The sequence below is a fragment of the Prochlorococcus sp. MIT 1327 genome (genome assembly GCF_047304785.1).
In the GTDB taxonomy this organism is placed as follows: Bacteria; Cyanobacteriota; Cyanobacteriia; order PCC-6307; family Cyanobiaceae; genus Prochlorococcus; species Prochlorococcus marinus_D.
In genome coordinates, this window is sequence record NZ_CP138972.1 from 747045 (window position 1) to 766692 (window position 19648).

21 protein-coding genes, 1 tRNA gene and 1 pseudogene are annotated in these 19648 nt (G+C 53.9%); 10 read left to right on the plus strand and 13 right to left on the minus strand.

Going from position 1 to position 19648, the window contains the following annotated elements; genetic code table 11:
* Positions 1 to 155 precede the first annotated feature (155 nt).
* The 3 genes from SIB80_RS03590 to SIB80_RS03600 all read right to left on the minus strand — a co-directional run bounded on the left by SIB80_RS03590 (position 156) and on the right by SIB80_RS03600 (position 1976).
* Positions 156 to 539 (minus strand): DUF6165 family protein, encoded by a 384-nt coding sequence (locus SIB80_RS03590; RefSeq protein ID WP_063420441.1) that lies wholly within the window; start codon positions 537 to 539, stop codon positions 156 to 158.
* 198 nt (positions 540 to 737) lie between these two features.
* On the minus strand, positions 738 to 1403 hold the full coding sequence (locus SIB80_RS03595) for a hypothetical protein (RefSeq protein ID WP_205909662.1): 666 nt from the start codon (positions 1401 to 1403) through the stop codon (positions 738 to 740).
* A gap of 114 nt (positions 1404 to 1517) precedes the next feature.
* On the minus strand, positions 1518 to 1976 hold the full coding sequence (locus SIB80_RS03600) for a tetratricopeptide repeat protein (protein WP_063420439.1): 459 nt from the start codon (positions 1974 to 1976) through the stop codon (positions 1518 to 1520).
* Between the two features lie 79 nt (positions 1977 to 2055).
* Between SIB80_RS03600 and SIB80_RS03605 the strand changes: the two genes are divergently transcribed.
* Both SIB80_RS03605 and SIB80_RS03610 read left to right on the plus strand, forming a co-directional pair.
* On the plus strand, positions 2056 to 2694 hold the full coding sequence (locus SIB80_RS03605) for a DNA-3-methyladenine glycosylase (protein WP_074160161.1): 639 nt from the start codon (positions 2056 to 2058) through the stop codon (positions 2692 to 2694).
* A complete protein-coding gene (locus tag SIB80_RS03610) occupies positions 2691 to 3737 on the plus strand; it encodes an aspartate carbamoyltransferase catalytic subunit (RefSeq protein WP_063420437.1) in 1047 nt (348 codons plus the stop codon). Before SIB80_RS03605 ends, SIB80_RS03610 begins: the two co-directional genes overlap by 4 nt.
* Here SIB80_RS03610 and SIB80_RS03615 read toward each other — a convergent pair.
* From SIB80_RS03615 to SIB80_RS03630, 4 genes and pseudogenes are all read right to left on the minus strand, one after another.
* Positions 3680 to 5192: pseudogene (locus SIB80_RS03615) on the minus strand (NAD(P)/FAD-dependent oxidoreductase). The gene SIB80_RS03610 and the pseudogene SIB80_RS03615 sit on opposite strands and share 58 nt — an antisense overlap.
* 79 nt (positions 5193 to 5271) lie before the next feature.
* Positions 5272 to 5613 carry a DUF565 domain-containing protein gene (locus SIB80_RS03620; protein ID WP_063398914.1) on the minus strand — a complete coding sequence of 114 codons (342 nt, stop codon included), beginning with the start codon at positions 5611 to 5613 and terminating at the stop codon, positions 5272 to 5274.
* A gap of 167 nt (positions 5614 to 5780) precedes the next feature.
* Positions 5781 to 5981: a hypothetical protein gene (locus SIB80_RS03625; RefSeq protein WP_011131171.1), complete on the minus strand. Its 201-nt coding sequence runs from the start codon at positions 5979 to 5981 to the stop codon at positions 5781 to 5783.
* Positions 5982 to 6261: 280 nt separating this feature from the next.
* Positions 6262 to 6334, minus strand: a tRNA-Ala gene (locus tag SIB80_RS03630).
* A gap of 58 nt (positions 6335 to 6392) precedes the next feature.
* On the opposite strand from SIB80_RS03630, the gene SIB80_RS03635 reads away from it, so the two are divergent.
* From SIB80_RS03635 to SIB80_RS03665, 7 genes are all read left to right on the plus strand, one after another.
* On the plus strand, positions 6393 to 6632 hold the full coding sequence (locus SIB80_RS03635) for a DUF2555 domain-containing protein (RefSeq protein ID WP_063405053.1): 240 nt from the start codon (positions 6393 to 6395) through the stop codon (positions 6630 to 6632).
* A complete protein-coding gene (gene coaBC, locus SIB80_RS03640) occupies positions 6622 to 7908 on the plus strand; it encodes a bifunctional phosphopantothenoylcysteine decarboxylase/phosphopantothenate--cysteine ligase CoaBC (RefSeq protein ID WP_063420436.1) in 1287 nt (428 codons plus the stop codon). The genes SIB80_RS03635 and coaBC overlap by 11 nt, the downstream gene beginning before the upstream one ends.
* 43 nt (positions 7909 to 7951) lie before the next feature.
* Entirely contained in the window at positions 7952 to 8077 is a 126-nt protein-coding gene (locus SIB80_RS03645; protein WP_328585580.1) for a hypothetical protein, read from the plus strand.
* Positions 8078 to 8313: 236 nt separating this feature from the next.
* Entirely contained in the window at positions 8314 to 9153 is an 840-nt protein-coding gene (locus SIB80_RS03650) for a photosystem II manganese-stabilizing polypeptide (RefSeq protein ID WP_063405421.1), read from the plus strand.
* 155 nt (positions 9154 to 9308) lie between these two features.
* Complete coding sequence (gene sat, locus SIB80_RS03655; RefSeq protein WP_063420435.1) at positions 9309 to 10481, plus strand: sulfate adenylyltransferase; 1173 nt, start codon at positions 9309 to 9311, stop codon at positions 10479 to 10481.
* A 45-nt stretch (positions 10482 to 10526) separates the two neighbouring features.
* Positions 10527 to 12374, plus strand: a complete 1848-nt coding sequence (gene ftsH3, locus SIB80_RS03660) for an ATP-dependent zinc metalloprotease FtsH3 (RefSeq protein ID WP_063420434.1) — start codon at positions 10527 to 10529, stop codon at positions 12372 to 12374.
* Positions 12349 to 13044, plus strand: a complete 696-nt coding sequence (locus SIB80_RS03665) for a bifunctional 4-hydroxy-2-oxoglutarate aldolase/2-dehydro-3-deoxy-phosphogluconate aldolase (protein ID WP_169189961.1) — start codon at positions 12349 to 12351, stop codon at positions 13042 to 13044. Before ftsH3 ends, SIB80_RS03665 begins: the two co-directional genes overlap by 26 nt.
* Before the next feature lie 70 nt (positions 13045 to 13114).
* Here SIB80_RS03665 and SIB80_RS03670 read toward each other — a convergent pair whose 3' ends face one another.
* The 3 genes from SIB80_RS03670 to aroC form a co-directional block, all read right to left on the minus strand.
* Positions 13115 to 13327, minus strand: a complete 213-nt coding sequence (locus SIB80_RS03670) for a hypothetical protein (protein WP_063420433.1) — start codon at positions 13325 to 13327, stop codon at positions 13115 to 13117.
* Positions 13328 to 13377: 50 nt separating this feature from the next.
* Positions 13378 to 14169 (minus strand): hypothetical protein, encoded by a 792-nt coding sequence (locus tag SIB80_RS03675; RefSeq protein ID WP_063420432.1) that lies wholly within the window; start codon positions 14167 to 14169, stop codon positions 13378 to 13380.
* Between the two features lie 86 nt (positions 14170 to 14255).
* The gene (aroC, locus tag SIB80_RS03680; RefSeq protein ID WP_063420431.1) at positions 14256 to 15344 is read right to left on the minus strand and encodes a chorismate synthase; all 1089 of its coding nucleotides are present in this window, start codon (positions 15342 to 15344) and stop codon (positions 14256 to 14258) included.
* A gap of 185 nt (positions 15345 to 15529) precedes the next feature.
* On the opposite strand from aroC, the gene SIB80_RS03685 reads away from it, so the two are divergent.
* Entirely contained in the window at positions 15530 to 17146 is a 1617-nt protein-coding gene (locus tag SIB80_RS03685; RefSeq protein WP_063420430.1) for a photosystem II high light acclimation radical SAM protein, read from the plus strand.
* Here the strand turns inward: SIB80_RS03685 and SIB80_RS03690 are convergent.
* The 3 genes from SIB80_RS03690 to SIB80_RS03700 form a co-directional block, all read right to left on the minus strand.
* The gene (locus SIB80_RS03690; RefSeq protein WP_063420825.1) at positions 17068 to 17853 is read right to left on the minus strand and encodes a type II CAAX prenyl endopeptidase Rce1 family protein; all 786 of its coding nucleotides are present in this window, start codon (positions 17851 to 17853) and stop codon (positions 17068 to 17070) included. The genes SIB80_RS03685 and SIB80_RS03690 overlap by 79 nt on opposite strands.
* Before the next feature lie 107 nt (positions 17854 to 17960).
* The gene (gene clpS / locus SIB80_RS03695; protein ID WP_041385209.1) at positions 17961 to 18275 is read right to left on the minus strand and encodes an ATP-dependent Clp protease adapter ClpS; all 315 of its coding nucleotides are present in this window, start codon (positions 18273 to 18275) and stop codon (positions 17961 to 17963) included.
* Between the two features lie 102 nt (positions 18276 to 18377).
* Positions 18378 to 19604, minus strand: a complete 1227-nt coding sequence (locus tag SIB80_RS03700; RefSeq protein ID WP_236066201.1) for an LL-diaminopimelate aminotransferase — start codon at positions 19602 to 19604, stop codon at positions 18378 to 18380.
* Between the last annotated feature and the right edge of the window lie 44 nt (positions 19605 to 19648).

Consider the following 19648-nt stretch of genomic DNA (forward strand, 5'->3'; position numbering starts at 1 on the left):
CTAGGAAGGGCTACAAGACGAGTTTTCTGGCTTGGCTTGGTCAGTGGTGCAAACGTAGCCCTGTTGTCAGCCGCGGCGGCAGCTTGAGGAAACCACCTTCCCTCAGCAACAGCAACGGCAGCCTGCAGGTGTGTATTCGCTATGTAGGTAGGGGATTAATACTGCTGGTATGACTTTTCTTCCACGAAGGCTGAACCATAGGTGGTGTTGATTTCTTTTTTAATGACTGAGCGACGATCATTTTGTTGATAGACCGATCTTGCTAGGCGAATGAAGGTCTTGCCAAAGTCCTTCTGCTTTTCCTTGCGACGAATAGCATCTTCTATCTGCCAGAGGTCTTGATTGACTTCCTTGAGGCGCTGGATGAGCGTTGGATCAATGACTAGCTGAAGATTGTTGAGTGTAGTTTCTAGTGCTGCAAGCTCTTTTTTGACATTCTCTAGAGCTGATCCATGAAGGTGCTTAGTCTTGGTCTGGAGGATTGTGATTTTGTCAATGAGTTCACCCAAAGAAATCGGGGCGAAAATATCTTGGATCATCTGTGCCTTGGGTGCTGGTGTAGAAGCTGTAGGTACCTTGGTTTCTGGAGGTGGTGGTTCAGCCTAAGTAGCCATTGAATTATCCCCAAATTTCTGCTGGAGCTCTTCTGCGACCCGCTCTAATACCTCATCCCAGTTGCCCAGCTCTTTCTGACGGAATAGGCGCATGGAGGGATACTAAAAGGTGGTCTCTCCTTCTCAGTCCCATCGCCAATCAGGAACTTTATGGAGCAGCAACCAGGTGGTTTTTCCCAATCCCCCTGCCAGGTGAGCCACAGAGGTGTCGCTGGTGATGACTAGATCGCAGTCCTCAATCATGGCAGCGGTTTCTAGGAAGTTCCAGGTGTCATTGATTTGATCCTGACAATTGACGAAACGATCCCTGAAAGAACAGGTCTCCAGCTGCTCACTGCCAAAGCCCTTTTGCAGTGAGAGGAAGGATATTTTGCTGCTTCTAGTAATTGGAGCAAAGGCCTCCAGTGCCAATGAACGCCCCCGAAGTCCTGTTACCTCGATTTTTGGATTCTCTTGCCAGTTGACGCCGATGATGGGTCGTTGTTCTGTAGCGAGGATATCTGCCCATTTTGCCTTGAGTTTGTCTGTGGTCTTGATATAAGGCTCTGTGATAATCGGGTTCTGTGGACTGACGTCTAAATGTCTGGGGACTGATAGAAGGGGTATCCACTGACCTTCAGTAGCCTCATTTGCTTGTTGAGGAGTAAGTGGTGATGGGTCAACACCTGAGTTCTTGATGAGGTTGTGTAGCTTTGACTGAGCGCACAATGAAACGGATATTCCCTTATTTCGTAGGGCTATGGCATAACGCATAAATTGCAGCGTGTCGCCAAGACCTTGTTCAGTCACTAAGAGAAGTTGGCTTTGTTCCTTTAGTGTTTTCCCATTCCATGTTTTGCATTTTGGTGATGAGTGAGATTTCATGGGAGCCTTTTCTTTCTTGGTTCGCCATTCGTATTTCTCCTAGCCGTTTTTGTAGTCGTCGCCAAGAAGCATTGTTAGCGATAAGTTCCAGTGAGCCTCTGGCAAGTTGGGGTTGAGTTTGAGAGCAGTGTTGAAGGAGGCAATGGCAGCTTTTAGCTCGCCTTGCTTTTTGAGAGCATTGCCAAGGTTGTAGTGAGCGTCTGGGAAGTTGGGCTTGAGTTGAAGAGCAGTGTTGAAGGAGGCAATGGCGCTTTGAAGGTCTCCTTTTATCTTGAGAAGACCTCCCAAGTTTCCATAGACAATGTGATTATTTGATCTTGCTTTAATCAGATCCCTATAAATCACCTCTGCTTCTTGCAGCTTGCCCTTGTTGATTATTGCAAGTGCTTGTTGCTCCTTTGCGTCTTGAATAGCAGAGGCTTTTGAGGCAGTTTGCCTTTGTGTTGGGTTGGGTTGGGTTGGGTTGGGTTGGGGTTGGCTTGGCGGCTGAGAACCCACTGCCTCCCTTTTTGGTCTTTCTCACCCAATCCAGTGCTGCACCCCACTCTACGCAAGCCACCCCCCCCAAGCCACTCCTATAGCCAACGAGCCCATCACCCAGGATTTCCCCGCTCTGCCCCACGCCTTCTTCTGCCGCCCCGCAGAAGTTGTCGGACCTGACTTGGTGGGCTGCAGGCTGGTGAAACGCCAAGCGGATGGACGTGTGCTCTGGGGCGTGATTGTTGAGACGGAGGCGTATTCGCAGGATGAGCCCGCCTGCCACGGCTATCGGCGCCGCTCACCGCAAAACGAAACGCTGTTTGGAGAGCCTGGGCGGTTTTATGTGTATGTGAGCTATGGCATCCACCACTGCGTGAATGTGGTGACGGATCGACCTGAATGGGCCAATGGTGTTTTGTTGAGGGCGATTGCACTGCCGGACGAACCGGAACGCGTCGCGGCGGGGCCAGCTTTATTGGCGCGTCGTTTTGGTTTGGATCGCTCCCATGACAGAGCAGCCGTCACAGGAGACAATGACGTGTGGCTGGCACCTAGGCCGGCTGCTTTCGGTACGCCAACGATTGTGAGCACAACCAGGATCGGTATCTCTCAAGGACAAGACATTTCTTGGCGTTGGTATCTGAAGAACTGTCGCAGTATTAGTCGCCGTGCCAAGGGAGATCGCACGCCGCCTTTGCAACAAGCCTGGGCTCCTTCCGTAAGTGATTGTCCATGAGCGGCTGGTCCCATCGTCACATCCTTGATCTGGCCAGCTTCTCTCGTGAGGATTACACCTCTGTTCTGGAGCTAGCGCATCGCTTCCGTTCCATGCCTGTCACGGGTGCGCGCAAGTTGCCGGCGTTGCAGGGGCGTTTGGTGGCAACGTTGTTTTTTGAGCCCAGTACGCGCACCCGTAGCAGCTTTGAGTTGGCGGCCCGTCGTCTTTCGGCTGATGTGCAGAGTTTCACTCCAGCTAGCAGTTCACTCAGCAAAGGAGAGACTGTGCTTGATACAGCTCGCACCTATGTGGCGATGGGGGCTGATGTTCTGGTGGTGCGTCATAGCTCTACCAATGTTCCCGAACAACTTGCTTGTGCTTTAGATCGTTCAGGCGAACGCACGGCCGTGCTCAATGGTGGCGATGGGCTGCATAGCCATCCCAGCCAGGGATTGCTTGATCTCTACACCCTCGCTCATCATTTTGATCCGGATCACCCTCTGCCTGAAGCCCTTCAGGGCAAGCGGATTGTGATCGTTGGAGACGTTCTCCATTCACGTGTTGCGCGATCCAATCTTTGGGCACTCACTGCCTGCGGTGCTGATGTTGTGTTGTGTGGTCCGCCGAGCCTTGTGCCTCAAGATTTTGTCGCTTTTGTCGAGGCACCACCTCCTGGTCAGGCTCATGACCCGGTTCAACATCGTGGTTGTGTGGAGGTAGTGCGAACTCTGGAGCAGGCGTTGCCTGGTGCGGATGCGGTGATGACTTTGAGGTTGCAGAAGGAAAGGATGCATCAGCATTTGCTTACTGATCTCAACCGCTTTCATCGTGATTATGGGCTCACCCACGAGCGCCTCAAGTTATGCGGGAAGTCTGTCCCTCTGCTCCATCCTGGGCCTGTGAACAGAGGGATTGAGTTGGGTGGATCATTACTGGATGATCACTCCATCAGTCTTGTCGAAGAGCAGGTGCGCAATGGCATTCCTATCCGCATGGCCTTGCTTTATTTGATGGCAGCTGTTGAGTCTTCCCCAGATCCTTCCTTAGCAGCCATCGGCTGAGGAGCTATGCCTGCGATCTGAGTGCTGTAGTACTTCATGGCGGCTTGTAGTGCTGCGTCCGGTGCTGCGATTGAGGGGCCTAAACCAGGCTGCATTGGGAAATGAGCATCTGGGGCATCAATGTCGATGTGCTGGCTGGGCATTCCCGTGAGCAGCATCGATGAGCGTTGTTGAGACACCACGGCGACTAACCACTTAAAAAGCAGCGTGATGCGGTTCTCCGGGTTGGGCATGAAGGCCAAGTGGGCAAGAGCCCAGCACATCCAGCCAATCCCTCCTGAGAATTTGAAGCCACGCAGATCTGCCACCGCTGCTACACGATCAAGGACCGCCATGCTGCCGAAATCAAACCAGTTGAATGTTGGCCGGGATGACCCACTCAGTACTGCAGTGATGTCTTTGCCCACAAATCCGCCTGCTTGCGTAGCTGGGCCTGCCATGCCAGGGAGGGGGTTCTGATTGGTTGTGTGCCGATAGGAGCAGAGGTCTCCAACGACTCGGATTTCGGGATGGCCGGCAACGGAGAAGTCTGGTTCCACAACGACTCGCCCCCCCCCTTGTCGAGTTCACAACCGATCGAGTCGGTCAAATTGCGGCCCAGGTGTGAAGGACGCACGCCAGCGGTCCAGATCACGGTGGCAGCCTGAAGACACTGATCACCATTAGGGGTGCTAATCATCACCTCGCCGGGTTGCATGGACTGCACCCTGCCTTTGAAAACCATTCTTCACCTAGTGATTCGAGAGTCGTGCGGGCTGATTTCGACAACATTTCAGGCATGGCGCGCAGCACCCTTTCGCCAGGATCAGCCAAGTAGATCTTGGTTTGGTCAGGATTGAGTTGTTTGAATTCACGGCGCATGGCATTGTGCATTAACTCAGATACGGCTCCTGCCATCTCGCAGCCAGTGGGCCCTGCACCCACAATCACGACGCGCTGTAGGAATTGACGGGCGTTGGGGTCGGGTGTTTGTTCGGCCTGTTCCATTGCCATCAGCAGTCGACGCCGGATTTCTTCGGCGTGCTCAAGGATTTTCATCGGTGGAGCAAAGCTGCGCCATTCCTCATGCCCGAAGTAGGTGCTGCCAGAGCCGGTAGCGAGTACGAGGTAGTCGTAACTCAAGCTTTTGTTATTGAAAACGATCTGTTTGTCTTGCGGATTGAGCTGGGTGACTTCACCGAGCAGAACTTGCACATTGAATTGCCTGCCAACCAACTGTCGTAGGGGGGTGGCCACATCTCCTTTGGAGACAAGGCCTGTAGCGACTTGGTAGAGGAGGGGTTGGAAGAGGTTGAAATTTCGTTTGTCGATCAGAGTGACGCGCACCTCTGTATTGGCGAGAGCTTTGCAAGCACGCACTCCTGCAAACCCACCACCAATAATCACAACATGGGGTGCAGGGCGTAGGCGTTCTTCTGGTGGCTCTAATTCGAGGAAGAAGTGCTCTTTGCCCATGCCCCCTCTGATGATGGGATTGCTTGACGGATATGGAGCAAGTTGGCAATTTCATTTGAGGTCATGCTTCTCACTTAGATCACAACAACTTGAAGCCTTCTAGGAGCAGGCCGTAAAGCAGACCAATCCTTGCCATATCTAATAATTGACGGGCCAGAACGGCCCGTTTGGGAGCAGGCCACTGCCGCCGTAATCGCACCATCACTTCCCAAATCACGACAGTGAGAAGGGCTCCGATGGGGTCCATGAGGTCTAACGCGCCACTGATCGTTCCAACCGAGCTGCCTAACAGAAAGGTGATTAATAAAACGATCACAAACAATGAGCTTCTCCGCCATGGGTTCACAGCCCAAAATTCCAGGCGCTCCCCTGCTTGACCAACACTGCGTTGAAAGCGAGTGAACTGAAGCTTTTGGGGCATAAGTAAAAACTGTCAGGGTGGGATTGAGTTGCCCCCCCATCACCCAGCCTGGAATCCTGCCAGACCCTTTTGCAACACTTGGAGCGTATGTGTCTTCATTCTCTCCAATAGTTTGTGGATTTGAATAAAAAGCTTGCTAGGCAGGGTTTGGCAAGTGATCTGGGCAATTAACTAGCTTCGGCTTTGGCTTTACGCGATGACTTGCCTTCGAGTAGCTCAAGCAGAGCTTCCATTTGTGCCATCACTCCACGCACTTCGCCTGCTTCGGGGAGAAGGCCATCTTCCATGACTCCTTGATGCATTTCTCGTAGCTCTTGGCGGATGTAGCGAAGATGACTCACCACCTGTTCACGTTTTGATTGCGACATTGAGGACCAGATCCTTCTTCACTCTCTTTTAACGCATGGACTGTCAAAGAGTGCTGGTGTCCGCATGTCAGATTTCCTGCAAGGGCAATTAAGGCAAATGTGAGTAGGGCTGAAGGACGTGTGATCACCGTCATCGTGACAAGACCTGCCAGCCCAATCAGGATCTGATGTTTGTGCTTACGGATACTTCGAAGAGGAAACTCCATGGCCTTAAGACTTGTCTAAGCGGATTTGCATCTGACAAGCCTCTCTATAGCAATCGATCTCATTGAGACCTGAATGGAGAATAGGGGATTCGAACCCCTGACCTCTGCGGTGCGATCACAGCGCTCTACCAACTGAGCTAATTCCCCAGCGGCAGGAACCTAGCGTCCAGGCAGAATGGAGCTGCTCCTTGTTTGAGCAAACTCCATGCGGAACTCCAAGGTGCTTTCCATGGATCTTGCTGGTGCGATTACTCCAGAACGTCTTGAGGCCTTTGATGATGAGGCAACTGCGGTACTTGCTAGGCGTCTTGAAGATGACGATTACCCCACGCCCTTTGCCGGGTTGGGCGATTGGCATCTATTGAGGGCTTTGGCGATTCATCGCCCTGAGCTGACAGCTCCATACGTGCATCTGATCGATCAGGAACCCTTCGATGAAGATTGAGGCGGCACGCCCTCTTATGGGTCGTCGTCTGCTTGTAGCAGTCACTGGCAGTATCGCGGCTGTTAAAACACCATTGCTGGTGAGTGCTCTGATCAAGGCCGGCGCTGAGGTGCGTTGTCTTGTGACCCCTAGTGCTGCTCGTCTAGTCAGCCCTGTTGCTCTGGCCAGTCTTAGTAGGCATCGCTGCTACCAGGATGAGGATCAATGGAATTCGAGCGAACCTCGTCCTTTACATGTGGCCCTGGCTGAATGGGCTGAGCTTGTCATTGTCGCTCCTTTAAGTGCTACGAGTCTTGCCCGCTGGACTCAGGGGCTTGCAGAGGGGCTTCTGGCAAGTTTGTTGCTGGCTTGTGAACGGCCGGTGCTTGCAGCGGCAGCAATGAACACTGCCATGTGGTCCAACCCTGCCGTGAGGAGGAACTGGCAAGAGTTGCAGACTGATCCACGCGTGCTGCCATTGGTACCTGAATCTGGGCTGCTGGCCTGTGATCGGATCGGGGATGGCCGCATGGCCGATCCGAAGTTGATTGAGCTGGCTGTCGTGAGTGGGCTTTTGCAGGCTGATGAGACAGGCAGGCTGCAACGCGATTGGCAAGGGCGAAGGTTGTTGGTGACCGCTGGATCGACAGTGGAGGTTTTGGATCCAGCCAGGCTGTTGATCAATCGCAGCAGCGGCCGTATGGGGGTGTTGCTGGCGCAGGCAGCGCGGCTACGCGGTGCCCAGGTGGATTTGGTGCATGGTCCTTTGAAATTACCTGTTGCTTGGTTGGAGGGGGTGGCGGCCTATCCAGTGACAAGCGCAGATGAAATGCAGGACATGCTGGCGCAGCTGCAGTCCAAAGCAGATGCAGTGGCAATGGCGGCGGCGGTTGCGGACGTTCGTCGGGTTAATCCTGCTCAGACTGAGAAGCTTTCGAAGGATTGCTTGCTTCAGTCTTTTTGTCAGGGCTGGGAGCAAGTCCCTGACCTTCTCGCTGAGCTCGTTTTAAGGCGACCAGTTGGTCAGGTTCTGCTTGGTTTTGCTGCGCTAACTGGTAATGACGCTCAGATTCAGCAGCTTGGGGAGGAAAAACGTCTTCGCAAAGGCTGTGATCTGCTGATGGCGAATCCGATTGATCGCCCTGGTCAGGGTTTTGAGGAGGATTTCAATGGTGGTTGGTTGCTTTCTGCCGGTGGCAGCGTTCGTTCTTTACCTGTTACGTCCAAGCTGGCATTGGCGCATCAGTTACTTGATGCCATTTTGGAGGTTCAGGTCGTGATTTCGACGCCATCTTGACCCGGTAGATCGATGAAAGTGCGCAGTTGCAGCCTTGAGATATATGGCCAGCCTCCGCTTTTCTCCATGGTCTGAAGCAACGGTTAAAGGTCTTGACGGTCTTCCGGCAATCTTTGGCGAAAGGGACCTTCCTGGAATCGCGATGGATCGTTGCAATCTCTCGCAGTAATGGGAGCAGGGTCTCTGCCTGTTTGTGCTCATCGGCCACCTCTCGTAGTTCAGCTATCAGTGGGGCTATACGGCCTTTTATGGCGTGGTCGCTGTGGGTGGTCACTGAGCTCGGTAAGCGACGGGTTGTTGAGAGGTGCAAAAGGCTAGCCGTAACGCCTATTTGTGCCCTGTAGGATCCAAACGATCATTTTGGGCGGTTCATCCCGCAGTTATCTGGCCTTTCGGCTTCTTCCCATGCTGTTTCGTCCTTTGCTGGCCCTGGTGCTGGCTTTCTGTCTCACCTTTGTAGCTGCCCCAAGCAGTGTGTCCGCCGCAATCACAGATGGCGCGGGCGATAGCGATTTCGTTGTTGGCAATGAACGCTCTAATGCACGTTTTGGCAACATCGTTAATACCGGTAGAGCAAACGATTGCCCAACCATCGCCGCGGGTTCAAGTGGATCCATCAGCATTGGTTCTGGCGATACTCTCAGCGACATTTGCTTGCAACCGACTGAGGTGCTTGTGAAGGTTGCTCCTACAAAGCGCAAAAAAGCTGATTTCGCTAAAACAAAGATCATCAGCCCATCCAATAACACCACTATTGAGCAGGTTTTCGGAGACATTTCTGGATCTGGCGCCTTCGCTGAAAAGGGTGGTATTGACTTTCAATTAATTACCGTCCTCGCTCCTAACGGAGAGGAAGTGCCTTTTGTCTTCTCAGCTAAAGACATGCAGGTGGATTCCAACAGTTCTTCAATCTCTGTTGGTACTGAGTTCAAAGGCACAACAAGGACACCTAGCTATCGCACCAGCAACTTCCTTGATCCCAAGAGTCGCGCTTTGACTACAGGTGTTGACTATGCCCAAGGCCTCGTAGCATTGGGGGGTGATGACAAGGAGCTCCAGACTGAAAATGTGAAGCGCTATATCGATGGCAAGGGTCAAATCACCCTCTCTGTCGATAGTGTTGACGCTGGTTCTAATGAATTTGCTGGAACCTTCGTCGCATTACAGACTGCTGATACAGACATGGGTTCTAAGGAAGCTCGTGATCTCAAGATCTCTGGAGTTCTCTATGGCCGTAAGGGCTGATTAGAAGACTTCTCATCGTTCCTAATCCCAATTAACTGAAGATTTTTCAAGGGGGCCTATGGGCCCCTTTTTTTTGACCATGCTTTGGTTGCGTTTGGTCTTAGCTGATCAAAACCAGTCGTCTGGGAGAATCTCCCGGCATCCCCAGGCTTGTCATGATTGCCAGTCCCTCTGCATCTGCCCAGTCTCCAGGCGTGATCGCCCCCTATGGGGGGAAACTGGTGGATTTGATGGTGGCTCCTGATCAGCAGGAAGCTGTCAAGGCAAGTGCTAACCATGTGTTGGAGTGTTCAGATCGCAATGCTTGCGATCTGGAGTTGCTTGTCGGTGGAGGCTTTTCGCCTGAGCGGGGCTTTATGCACCAGGGTGATTACGACGCTGTTGTTGCAGGCCATCGCACTCTTTCCGGCTATCTTTTCGGCTTGCCAATCGTGATGGATACCGATCGAGAGGATGTAGCGATTGGTGATCGGGTGTTGCTGAGTTACAAGGATCAGGATTTGGCAGTTCTTCAAGTCGAGGACAAATGGGAGCCCGACAAGGTTGTGGAAGCCAAAGGTTGCTATGGCACCACCTCTCTAGAACATCCTGCTGTGCGCATGATTGCCACTGAACGCAAGCGCTTTTATCTCGGGGGCACTTTGCAGGGTTTGGATTTGCCCAAGCGCATTTTCCCTTGCAAGAGCCCTGCACAGGTTCGGGCGGAACTTCCTGCCGGGGAGGACGTTGTTGCCTTTCAGTGTCGCAATCCCATTCATCGTGCTCACTACGAGTTGTTTACGCGAGCCTTGCATGCCAGCAATGTGAGCGAGAACGCTGTTGTGCTAGTTCATCCCACCTGTGGACCAACTCAGCAGGATGATATCCCTGGCGGTGTACGTTTTCAGACCTATGAGCGGTTGGCTGCTGAGGTAGATAATCCCCGCATTCGTTGGGCCTATCTTCCCTATGCCATGCATATGGCAGGTCCGCGCGAAGCCCTGCAACACATGATTATTCGCCGCAATTATGGCTGTACCCATTTCATTATCGGTCGTGACATGGCCGGATGTAAGTCCTCCCTTAGCGGCGATGACTTCTATGGTCCTTACGACGCGCAGAACTTTGCACAGGAATGTGCAGTAGAGCTGGCAATGGAAACGGTCCCCTCGTTGAATCTTGTTTTCACTGAAGAGGAGGGCTACGTCACTGCCGAGCATGCCGAGACTCGAGGATTACATGTCAAGAAGCTGAGCGGTACGCAGTTTCGCAAGATGTTGAGAAGTGGCGAGGAGATCCCTGAGTGGTTTGCCTTCCGTAGCGTGGTTGAGGTGCTGAGAGCCACGTGATTCCCTGAGCCCGAATAACATTCTTTCATTACAGGCAGGAGAATCTTGGATAAACGCTGGCGCAACGTAGGCCTTTACGTTCTTCTGGTGGTCGTGGTGGTCGTGGTCGGCACGGCCTTCCTCGGCAAACCTGGCACGACTGAGCGGGAGACTCTCCGCTACAGCGAATTTGTTGAAGCAGTTCAGGACAACCAAGTGAGTCGTGTGCTGATCTCCCCCGACCAGGCCACCGCTCAGGTTGTTGAAAGCGATGGTCGACGCGCGGATGTCAACCTTGCCCCTGACAAGGACCTTTTGAAGTTGTTAACGGATCACAACGTTGATATTGCTGTTCAACCAACCCGTCAGGCAGGTGCTTGGCAACAGGCCGCCGGAAGTTTGATTTTCCCCTTGTTGTTATTGGGTGGACTTTTCTTTCTCTTCCGACGTTCTCAGAGTGGGGGCGGCGGTGGCAACCCTGCCATGAATTTTGGCAAGAGCAAGGCCAGAGTTCAGATGGAGCCTTCCACTCAGGTCACCTTTAGTGATGTTGCTGGGATCGAAGGGGCAAAGCTTGAACTTACCGAAGTCGTTGACTTTCTCAAAAACCCTGATCGATTTACTGCTGTTGGCGCAAAAATCCCCAAAGGTGTTCTGCTTGTAGGCCCTCCCGGAACTGGCAAAACACTGCTTGCCAAAGCAGTGGCTGGTGAAGCGGCGGTGCCGTTCTTCTCGATTTCAGGCTCGGAGTTCGTCGAGATGTTTGTTGGGGTTGGTGCCAGTCGAGTCCGTGACCTATTTGAGCAGGCCAAGAAGAACGCTCCTTGCATTGTTTTCATTGATGAAATTGATGCGGTGGGTCGGCAGCGGGGCGCTGGCCTTGGCGGTGGCAACGATGAGCGTGAGCAGACTCTTAACCAGCTGCTTACTGAAATGGATGGTTTCGAGGGCAATACCGGCATCATCATCGTGGCGGCCACCAATCGGCCTGATGTGCTTGATTCGGCGTTGATGCGCCCTGGTCGCTTTGACCGACAGGTTGTGGTGGAGCGCCCTGATTACACCGGTCGCCTGCAGATCCTCAATGTGCATGCCCGCGATAAGACCCTATCCAAGGATGTTGATCTCGACAAAGTGGCGCGGCGCACACCAGGCTTCACAGGGGCTGATCTTGCCAACTTGCTCAATGAAGCAGCAATCCTCGCAGCTCGTCGGGAGCTCACAGAAGTGAGCAATGACGAGATTAGCGACGCCATTGAGCGGGTCATGGCTGGTCCTGAGAAGAAGGATCGTGTCATGAGTGAACGGCGTAAGCAACTGGTTGCTTATCACGAGTCTGGTCATGCCCTGGTAGGAGCGCTTATGCCTGATTACGACTCAGTGCAGAAGATTTCCATCATTCCTCGTGGTCAGGCTGGTGGTCTCACATTCTTCACCCCGAGTGAGGAGCGGATGGAGTCGGGTCTCTATTCCAGGTCTTATTTGCAGAACCAGATGGCTGTTGCTCTGGGTGGTCGAGTTGCAGAAGAAATCGTCTACGGCGAAGACGAAGTGACCACTGGTGCATCAAATGACCTTCAACAGGTCGCTCAGGTCGCCAGGCAGATGGTGACGAGGTTCGGGATGAGCGACAAGCTTGGTCCGGTCGCTTTGGGGCGGTCTCAGGGAGGGATGTTTCTTGGTCGTGACATCGCCTCTGAACGCGATTTCTCTGAAGACACTGCAGCGATTATCGATGCAGAGGTCTCTGATCTGGTTGATGTGGCTTACAAGCGTGCCACTAAAGTACTGATCGAAAATCGTTCAGTTCTTGATGAGTTGGCTGATTTGCTTGTCGAGAAGGAAACTGTTGATGCTCAGGATTTGCAGGACTTGCTGATCCGACGCGATGTCAGGGTTGCCGAATACATCTGAGCGCTCCTGTGATTGCCTCTGGCTTGATAGGCAAGAGGTCTTGATAGCCTCACTACGAGCCCAGCCTTTGGTTGTGGTATTGCGTAGCGAGTACGACCATCTGGAGGGATCTAGCTCCAGAGCTTCTTTGTTTGCGGTTTTCGAGCAGCTGCATCTTCTCGGAGTTCGGCATGTGGAGCTGGCCTGGTCTCCTCATCCTGGTTGGATGTCTTTGATGAGGGAGGTGCAGGACTGCTTTGCAGGGCTCTGCCTGGGAGCAGCATCTATTAGCTGTCCAGAAGCCTTGCAGTCTGTGGCAGAGCTAGGCCTTGCTTATGCCATGACTGCATATTGGGATGCCGACCTTCATCAGAAGGCGCGGGAAATGCATCAGGTCCTTGTTCCTGGGGTTTTCACTCCCACTGAAATCCAGCAGGCTTACCGTTCTGGATGCCGGCTCGTTAAGTTGTTCCCTGCATCAGTTTTGGGGCTTGACTACTGGCGTCAGTTGGCTGGACCGATGGACTCTTTGCCCTTTGTGATTGCCGCTGGTGGGCTTACGGTTCAAGACTTCGTCCCCTGGCTTAATGCGGGGTATGACGCTGTTGCTCTTGGGCGTGATTTGTTTCAACAGGGGCAGCTTGACCATGCATTGAAGGCTTGTTTGAAGCCTCCGGCAACGACAGGCTAACTTCGACTATTTGTTGACATTCGATTGAGATGCTACATATAAGATAGCTATTTATTCTTGAATGTCTCAGCTAACCATCAAGCTCAGCGTTAAAGCCGATGCTCTGATCGCACAGCTTCAGAAGGAGATTTTTAACCGTCGCCGTAAGAAGGTCAGCGCAGCTGGAGTCGTGGAAACTTTGGTTGAAAGCGGTGCCAAGTCTCAGTCGGACAAGCGCTTTGCGACTTCCTGGACCAATTTGATCAAGGACATCGAAAAGGCTGCCAAGCTCGCCAATACCCATGGCAGCAAGCCTTCAAATCTCACTGCTGATGAGTGGGCCATGGTGCTGACTCATCGCAGTCGTGGTCCAGGTAAATCAACGAGTAAGACTCCTGCAAAGAAGGTCTCTAGTGGAAAGTCTGCAGAGAAATCCAGTACGACTAAGGCTTCGACGACCAAAGCCCCCGCAAGGAAGGCTTCTACGACCAAAGCCTCTGCTGCCAAAGCCCCTGCGAAGAAAGCCTCTGCTGCTAAAGCCCCTGCGAAGAAAGCCCCCGCAAGGAAGGCCTCTGCTGCTAAAGCCCCTGCAAAGAAAGCCTCTGCTGCTAAAGCCCCTGCAAAGAAAGCCTCTGCTGCTAAAGCCCCTGCAAAGAAAGCCTCTGCTGTTAAAGCCCCCGCGAAGAAAACCTCTGCTGCCAAGGCCTCCGCGAAGAAGTCTTCCAGCACATCAGTTGGCACGTCGCGACCAGCTCGCCGTGCACGCAAAGCTAGTGGGAGCAAAAGTCTTGTTGCCTCCACGTCTGTAGCAAAACGCATGGCGAAGGCCGCTGGTCGTCTCGGGACCTCTGTCGTTAGCTCGGCGGTTGGCGCCAACGGTAGCGTTCCATTAGCGCTCAAATGAGCACTTGATGCTTGGAGGTGACTGGCTGATCCAGTGCCTCCGTTTCGTTTTTTAAGGCCTCGGGCGAATGGGTACAAACCAACGGTTTTGCCAGTCGTACTAAGAGGCCTTTTTAATTGTCGAGCCAGTGGTTTGGCAGTGGCGATCCCGCTGGTGATTAAGGCAATTCTGCTGTGGCGTTCATGGCTCCATGGCTCGTGAATCGGCAGCATCACGAGGGAAGAGCGCCATTGGCAGCGCATGCTTTAACTATTTGTCGATGATGATTGAGTAGTAGGACCTTGTGAAGGGGGAATCATTGCTTGGTCTAGGTAGGCGCAGATTTGCTTTACCAGAGACTGCACTGTCCTTGTTGGCGTAAGAGGTGATCAGCGAGTACAAGGGACACCATGGCTTCAACTATCGGTACGGCCCTAGGTAGCACGCAGGGATCATGACGACCTTTGGCAGACAGTGTCGTGGTGTTGCCATCAGCGTCAATTGTTTGTTGATCTTTACGGATGGTGGCTGTTGGCTTGAACGCCACTCGGATCACGATGGACTCACCGTTAGTGATCCCTCCCTGGATGCCACCAGAGTTGTTGGTGGCTGTTCGTAGGCGACCATCATTGCTGGGGAGGAAAGCGTCGTTGTGCTCGCTGCCTTTTAGCAGGGTGCCGCCAAAACCCGAGCCGATCTCAAAGCCCTTGCTGGCAGGTAGTGACATCACGGCCTTGGCGAGGTCTGCCTCAAGCTTGTCGAACACAGGCATCCCCAGACCCATTGGGGCATTGCGTACAACACACTCGATCACACCACCGCATGAGTCGCCTTCACGGCTGATGGCTTCAATACGCTCCACCATTTGCGCTGCCATGACTTGGTTCGGGCAACGCACGATGTTTGCTTCGACGTCATCAATGCTGACGTCTTGGGCATTGATTTCGGCCTCCAGGGTGTGAATGCGTTTGACCCATGCCAGTACTTCGGTGTTATGGGCTTTGGTCAGTAATTGCCTGGCAATCGCTCCAGCGGCTACCCGCGCAATCGTCTCTCTTGCGGAGGCTCGCCCTCCACCGCTTCGAGCTTGGATGCCGTACTTCGCCTGATAGGTGGCATCGGCATGGGAAGGCCGAAATGCAACATTCATCTCCTTGTAGTCGCCAGGCTTGTGATCCTTGTTGCGCACCACCATGGCGATTGGTGTCCCAAGGGTTGTGTTGTTGAGCAGACCGCTGAGGATTTCGACTTGATCTTCTTCCTTGCGGGGTGTACTGATCTTGCTTTGGCCAGGTTTGCGTCGATCTAGCTCGGCCTGAATCTTCTGTAGGTCAAGCTCAAGCCTTGGTGGGCAGCCTTCCACGATGACTCCCACGCCCCCTCCATGAGATTCACCGAAGGTGCTGATTCGGAATAGATCCCCAAAGCTGCTGCCCATCAAGAACTCATTCTTATTAGAGAGTAATTAGTCGCTGCGCAGCGGGGAGCTTGCTTTGCTCATCTTCAATTGATGCCGGGAGTTTCAGAGACAACGGCTTGACTGATTAGCGCTTGGGAGAAGCGCAGTCATTGTTAGCGTCGCTTTCAGCTTGATCAATCGCTGAGATCCTGCGCTCTTGACCAATGGGTTCCGCTTCATCCTTTGAGGTTTTTAGAGGATTTTCCTCGCAGGTAGAGGAGCGTGTGCTGCTGGTGAGGTTGCCCTGCAATCCCATCTTTCCAATTGGGCCGATTTACCTGGCCGATCACCTGCACAAGTGTTTCCCGGATCTTCCTCAACGGATTTTGGATTTGGCTGCTTTGCCTGTGCTGGATGTTGAACGGGTGTTGTTGGCCACCATTGATCAGTTTCGCCCCACCCTGCTGGTTTTTTCTTGGAGAGATATCCAGATCTATGCACCGGTAGATGGCCGCACTGGCAATCCACTGCAGCACTCCTTTGAGGTGTTTTATGCAAGCAATCCTTTGCGACGCCTCCGGGGCGCCTTCGGTGGATTGTTGTTGATGAAAAGCCATTACGGGGAGCTCTGGCGCAATCAGCGACTTTTGCGACATGGGCTGCGAGCTGCTCGTCGCTATGTCAGCCATGCCCGGGCTGTTTTGGGTGGTGGTGCAGTGAGTGTGTTCTATGAGCAACTTGGTCGCTCTTTGCCGAAGGGCACCATCGTGTCGGTGGGGGAAGGGGAGCTCCTGTTGGAGAATTTGCTGCGCGGCGTTTCCCTGAATGATCAACGCTGTTTTGTGGTGGGTGAGCCAGTACGAGCTGGTCTGATTCATGAGCAGCCTGAAAGTCGTCCTAAAACCGCCTGCGATTACGACTACATCTCATCGATATGGCCTCAGTTGAATTGGTACCTAGAGGGTGGTGACTTCTACGTCGGTGTACAGACCAAGCGGGGCTGTCCCCACAATTGTTGCTATTGCGTTTACACCGTTGTGGAGGGGAAACAGGTACGGCTCAATCCTGTCAAAGAGGTGGTGGCGGAGATGCGCCAGCTTTATGACCGTGGCGTACGTGGCTTTTGGTTCACTGATGCACAGTTCATCCCCGCCCGCCGATACATTGAGGATGCCAAAAATCTTCTGACGGCGATCCAGGCCGAAGGGCTCAATGGAATTCGTTGGGCCGCCTACATCCGTGCCGACAACCTTGATGCCGAGCTTGCGGAGTTGATGGTTGCAACCGGCATGAGTTACTTCGAGATTGGCATTACCTCAGGGTCTCAGGAGCTCGTGCGCAAGATGCGCATGGGGTACAACCTGCGAACTGTGCTTGAGAACTGTCGGCTGTTAGTCCGCGCTGGCTTCCGTCAACACGTGTCGGTGAACTACTCCTTCAACGTGATTGACGAAAGACCGGAAACGATTCGTCAATCCATCGCCTATCACCGCGAGCTGGAACGGATTTTCGGGCCCGACAAGGTGGAGCCTGCCATCTTCTTCATTGGCCTCCAACCTCACACCCATTTGGAGCAGTACGGCTTTGAACAGGGTTTGCTTCAGCCCGGCTACAACCCCATGAGCATGATGCCCTGGACGGCTAGGAAGCTGCTCTGGAACCCTGAACCGATGGGAAGCATTTTCGGAAGAATCTGTCTCGAGGCTTTTGAGACTGAGCCTGGCAATTTCGGACGTACAGTAATGGCGTTGCTTGAGCGGGATTACGGGGTGGCGCCTTTGGAGGAGGCTCTACGGGCTCCAGTGATGGGGCGGGCGGCCTTGGCTAATGCCGTGAGCTGATAGACGAGTAAGGAAGCCATCGCCAGGATGCCGACCACTCCACCAAGGGGGTTGTCAGCTGGTCCGGTGAGCCAAAGCGGCGACTGAGGGGAAAATCGGATGAGGCCGGATTGGAGGGCAAACCAGCCACCCACCAAACCTCCGTGCAGTCCTACACATCCCCAGAGGGAGCCATGGTCTAGGCGCCTGCGAATGGCCAGGACTAGGCCCAGTAGGAACAGCCCGCTCAGCAGGCTGAGCATTGGCCAGATTCCAATGTTAAAGCGTGTGTGCACCAGGCTGAAAATCAGGGCTTGAATGGGCAGTGCCAGCCGTGCTCCGATCAGTAGCTTGAGCTCTCCCCAGAGCCATCCGCGGAATAGCAGCTCTTCCAGCAAGCCCACGACGAGGCAGAGCAGAATGGCATTGAGCTGTTTCTCGGCGTTGAGATCCCCTAGCCAGTAGCCCCAATGGCCGCTGATCGTGATCACGCTGATTAGCAGCAGCAGGGCCCCGGCCCCGACCAATCCCAGTAGCAGGGGTTTCAGAAGGGTGTTGCCAACGTCTGCACCAGTGATGCCCAAGCTGCGCCATGGATGTTGGCTGATCCAGCGGGCCCTAACCCAGCCAGGCAGTAGCACTAGAAACAGCAGTGCACTGCAGAGGGTTCCCAGCAGGTCGCGCCATTGGAGCGGCAGCCCTGGCAGGAAAAGGACCGTCGGTTGCATGATCAGCCAGCCCAACCCGTAGAGCAGGGGGATCAGGGTCACTGTCGGCAACCAGCGCCAACGTTGGTTTAACCATGCTGACCAGAGCGGATGTAGGCCCGACCTGTTCAGCTTTCCTGTTCCAGTGTGCTGGTCAGCCCCTTGGCTTTCAGTGTTTCGCAGTAGAACTCGGCTGGTTCGAGGTCGCAGACGATTACCAGCCCGACGCCGGTGTTATGGGCCTCCAGCATCACGGCCATGGCGTCCTGCTCGCTTAGCTGGGGTACGACCTGCTGGAGGGTGACCACCACGTATTCCATGGAGTTCACCGGATCGTTGTGAAGAAGCACCTTGTAATGAGGCGATTGCTTGCGGATCCGCTCGGTTTGCTTCTCGAGGACGGCGGCACCACCGGGAGTGGGGCTGGGGGCATTCACCGCCATGGCCAGGACGATCGGGACGGCTCCAATGTACGTGGGCCGCTCACCCATGGTGCAGATGGTGAGCAATCCCAGCTTCAATGGCGGGGGATTGATTCTGTGGTCTCAGAGGGCACGGATCCGACGCATGGCTTCGTCTACATTGACGCGACTGTTGAAGGCGGAGATACGGAAGTAGCCTTCGCCTGCAGCACCGAAACCGCTGCCTGGGGTGCCTACCACGTGGGCGTTTTGGAGCAGATGATCGAAGAAGCCCCAGGAATCCATGTCGTCCGGTGTCTTCAGCCACACATAGGGCGCATGCTCACCACCATGCACTTCGATCCCGGCGGCGGTAAGTTCCCTGCGGATGATGGCGGCGTTTCTCATGTAGAAGCTCACTAGCGCATTGATCTCCCCCTGGCCTTGAGCGGAGTAAACCGCTTCGGCGCCACGCTGAATGATGTAGCTGACGCCGTTGAACTTGGTGCTTTGGCGCCTGTTCCAGAGATTCCAGAGTTCCACATCTGATCCATCGTCGCTTTTGCCCTTCAAGCCTTTCGGTACCACCGTGAAGGCGCAACGGGTGCCGGTGAATCCAGCATTCTTGGAGAACGATCGGAATTCGATGGCACACTCGCGAGCGCCCTCGATCTCATAGATCGAATGCGGCAGGTCGGGATTCTGGATGAACGCCTCATAGGCAGCGTCAAACAAAATCAAGACACTGTTGGTGCGGGCATAGTTCACCCACTCCTGGAGCTGGGATCTTGTGGCTACCGCTCCGGTGGGGTTGTTGGGGAAACACAGATAGATCAGATCGACTGGTTCGGAGGGAATCTTGGCTGCAAACCCATTTTCGGCGTTGATTGGCAGGTAGCTCAGGCCTGCGTAGCGGCCGCTTTGATTGGCGTCGCCGGTGCGACCCGCCATCACGTTGCTGTCGACATAGACCGGATAAACCGGATCTGTAACGGCGATGCGATTGCTGCTTCCAAGGATGTCGAGGATGTTGCTGCTGTCGCACTTCGATCCGTCGGAGACAAAGATCTCCTCGGCATTGATCTGACAGCCTTTGGTCTGGAAATCATGCTTGGCGATCGCTTCGCGCAGCCAGTCGTAGCCTTGCTCAGGGCCATAGCCATGGAAGCCAGTGTTGGTCCCCATCTCGTCGATGGCTACCTTCATCGCGTTTCTACATGCCAGTGGCAGAGGTTCGGTTACATCGCCGATGCCGAGGCGGATGAGCGCAGCATCCGGGTTGGCTTCACTGAAGCTTTTGATCCGCCTGGCGATTTCGGGGAATAGATATCCCGCCTTGAGTTTGAGGTAGTTGCTGTTGACCTGAACCACTGATGAGCTGGCAGTCTTGGCAGGCATCTTGCTACGTCACGGGG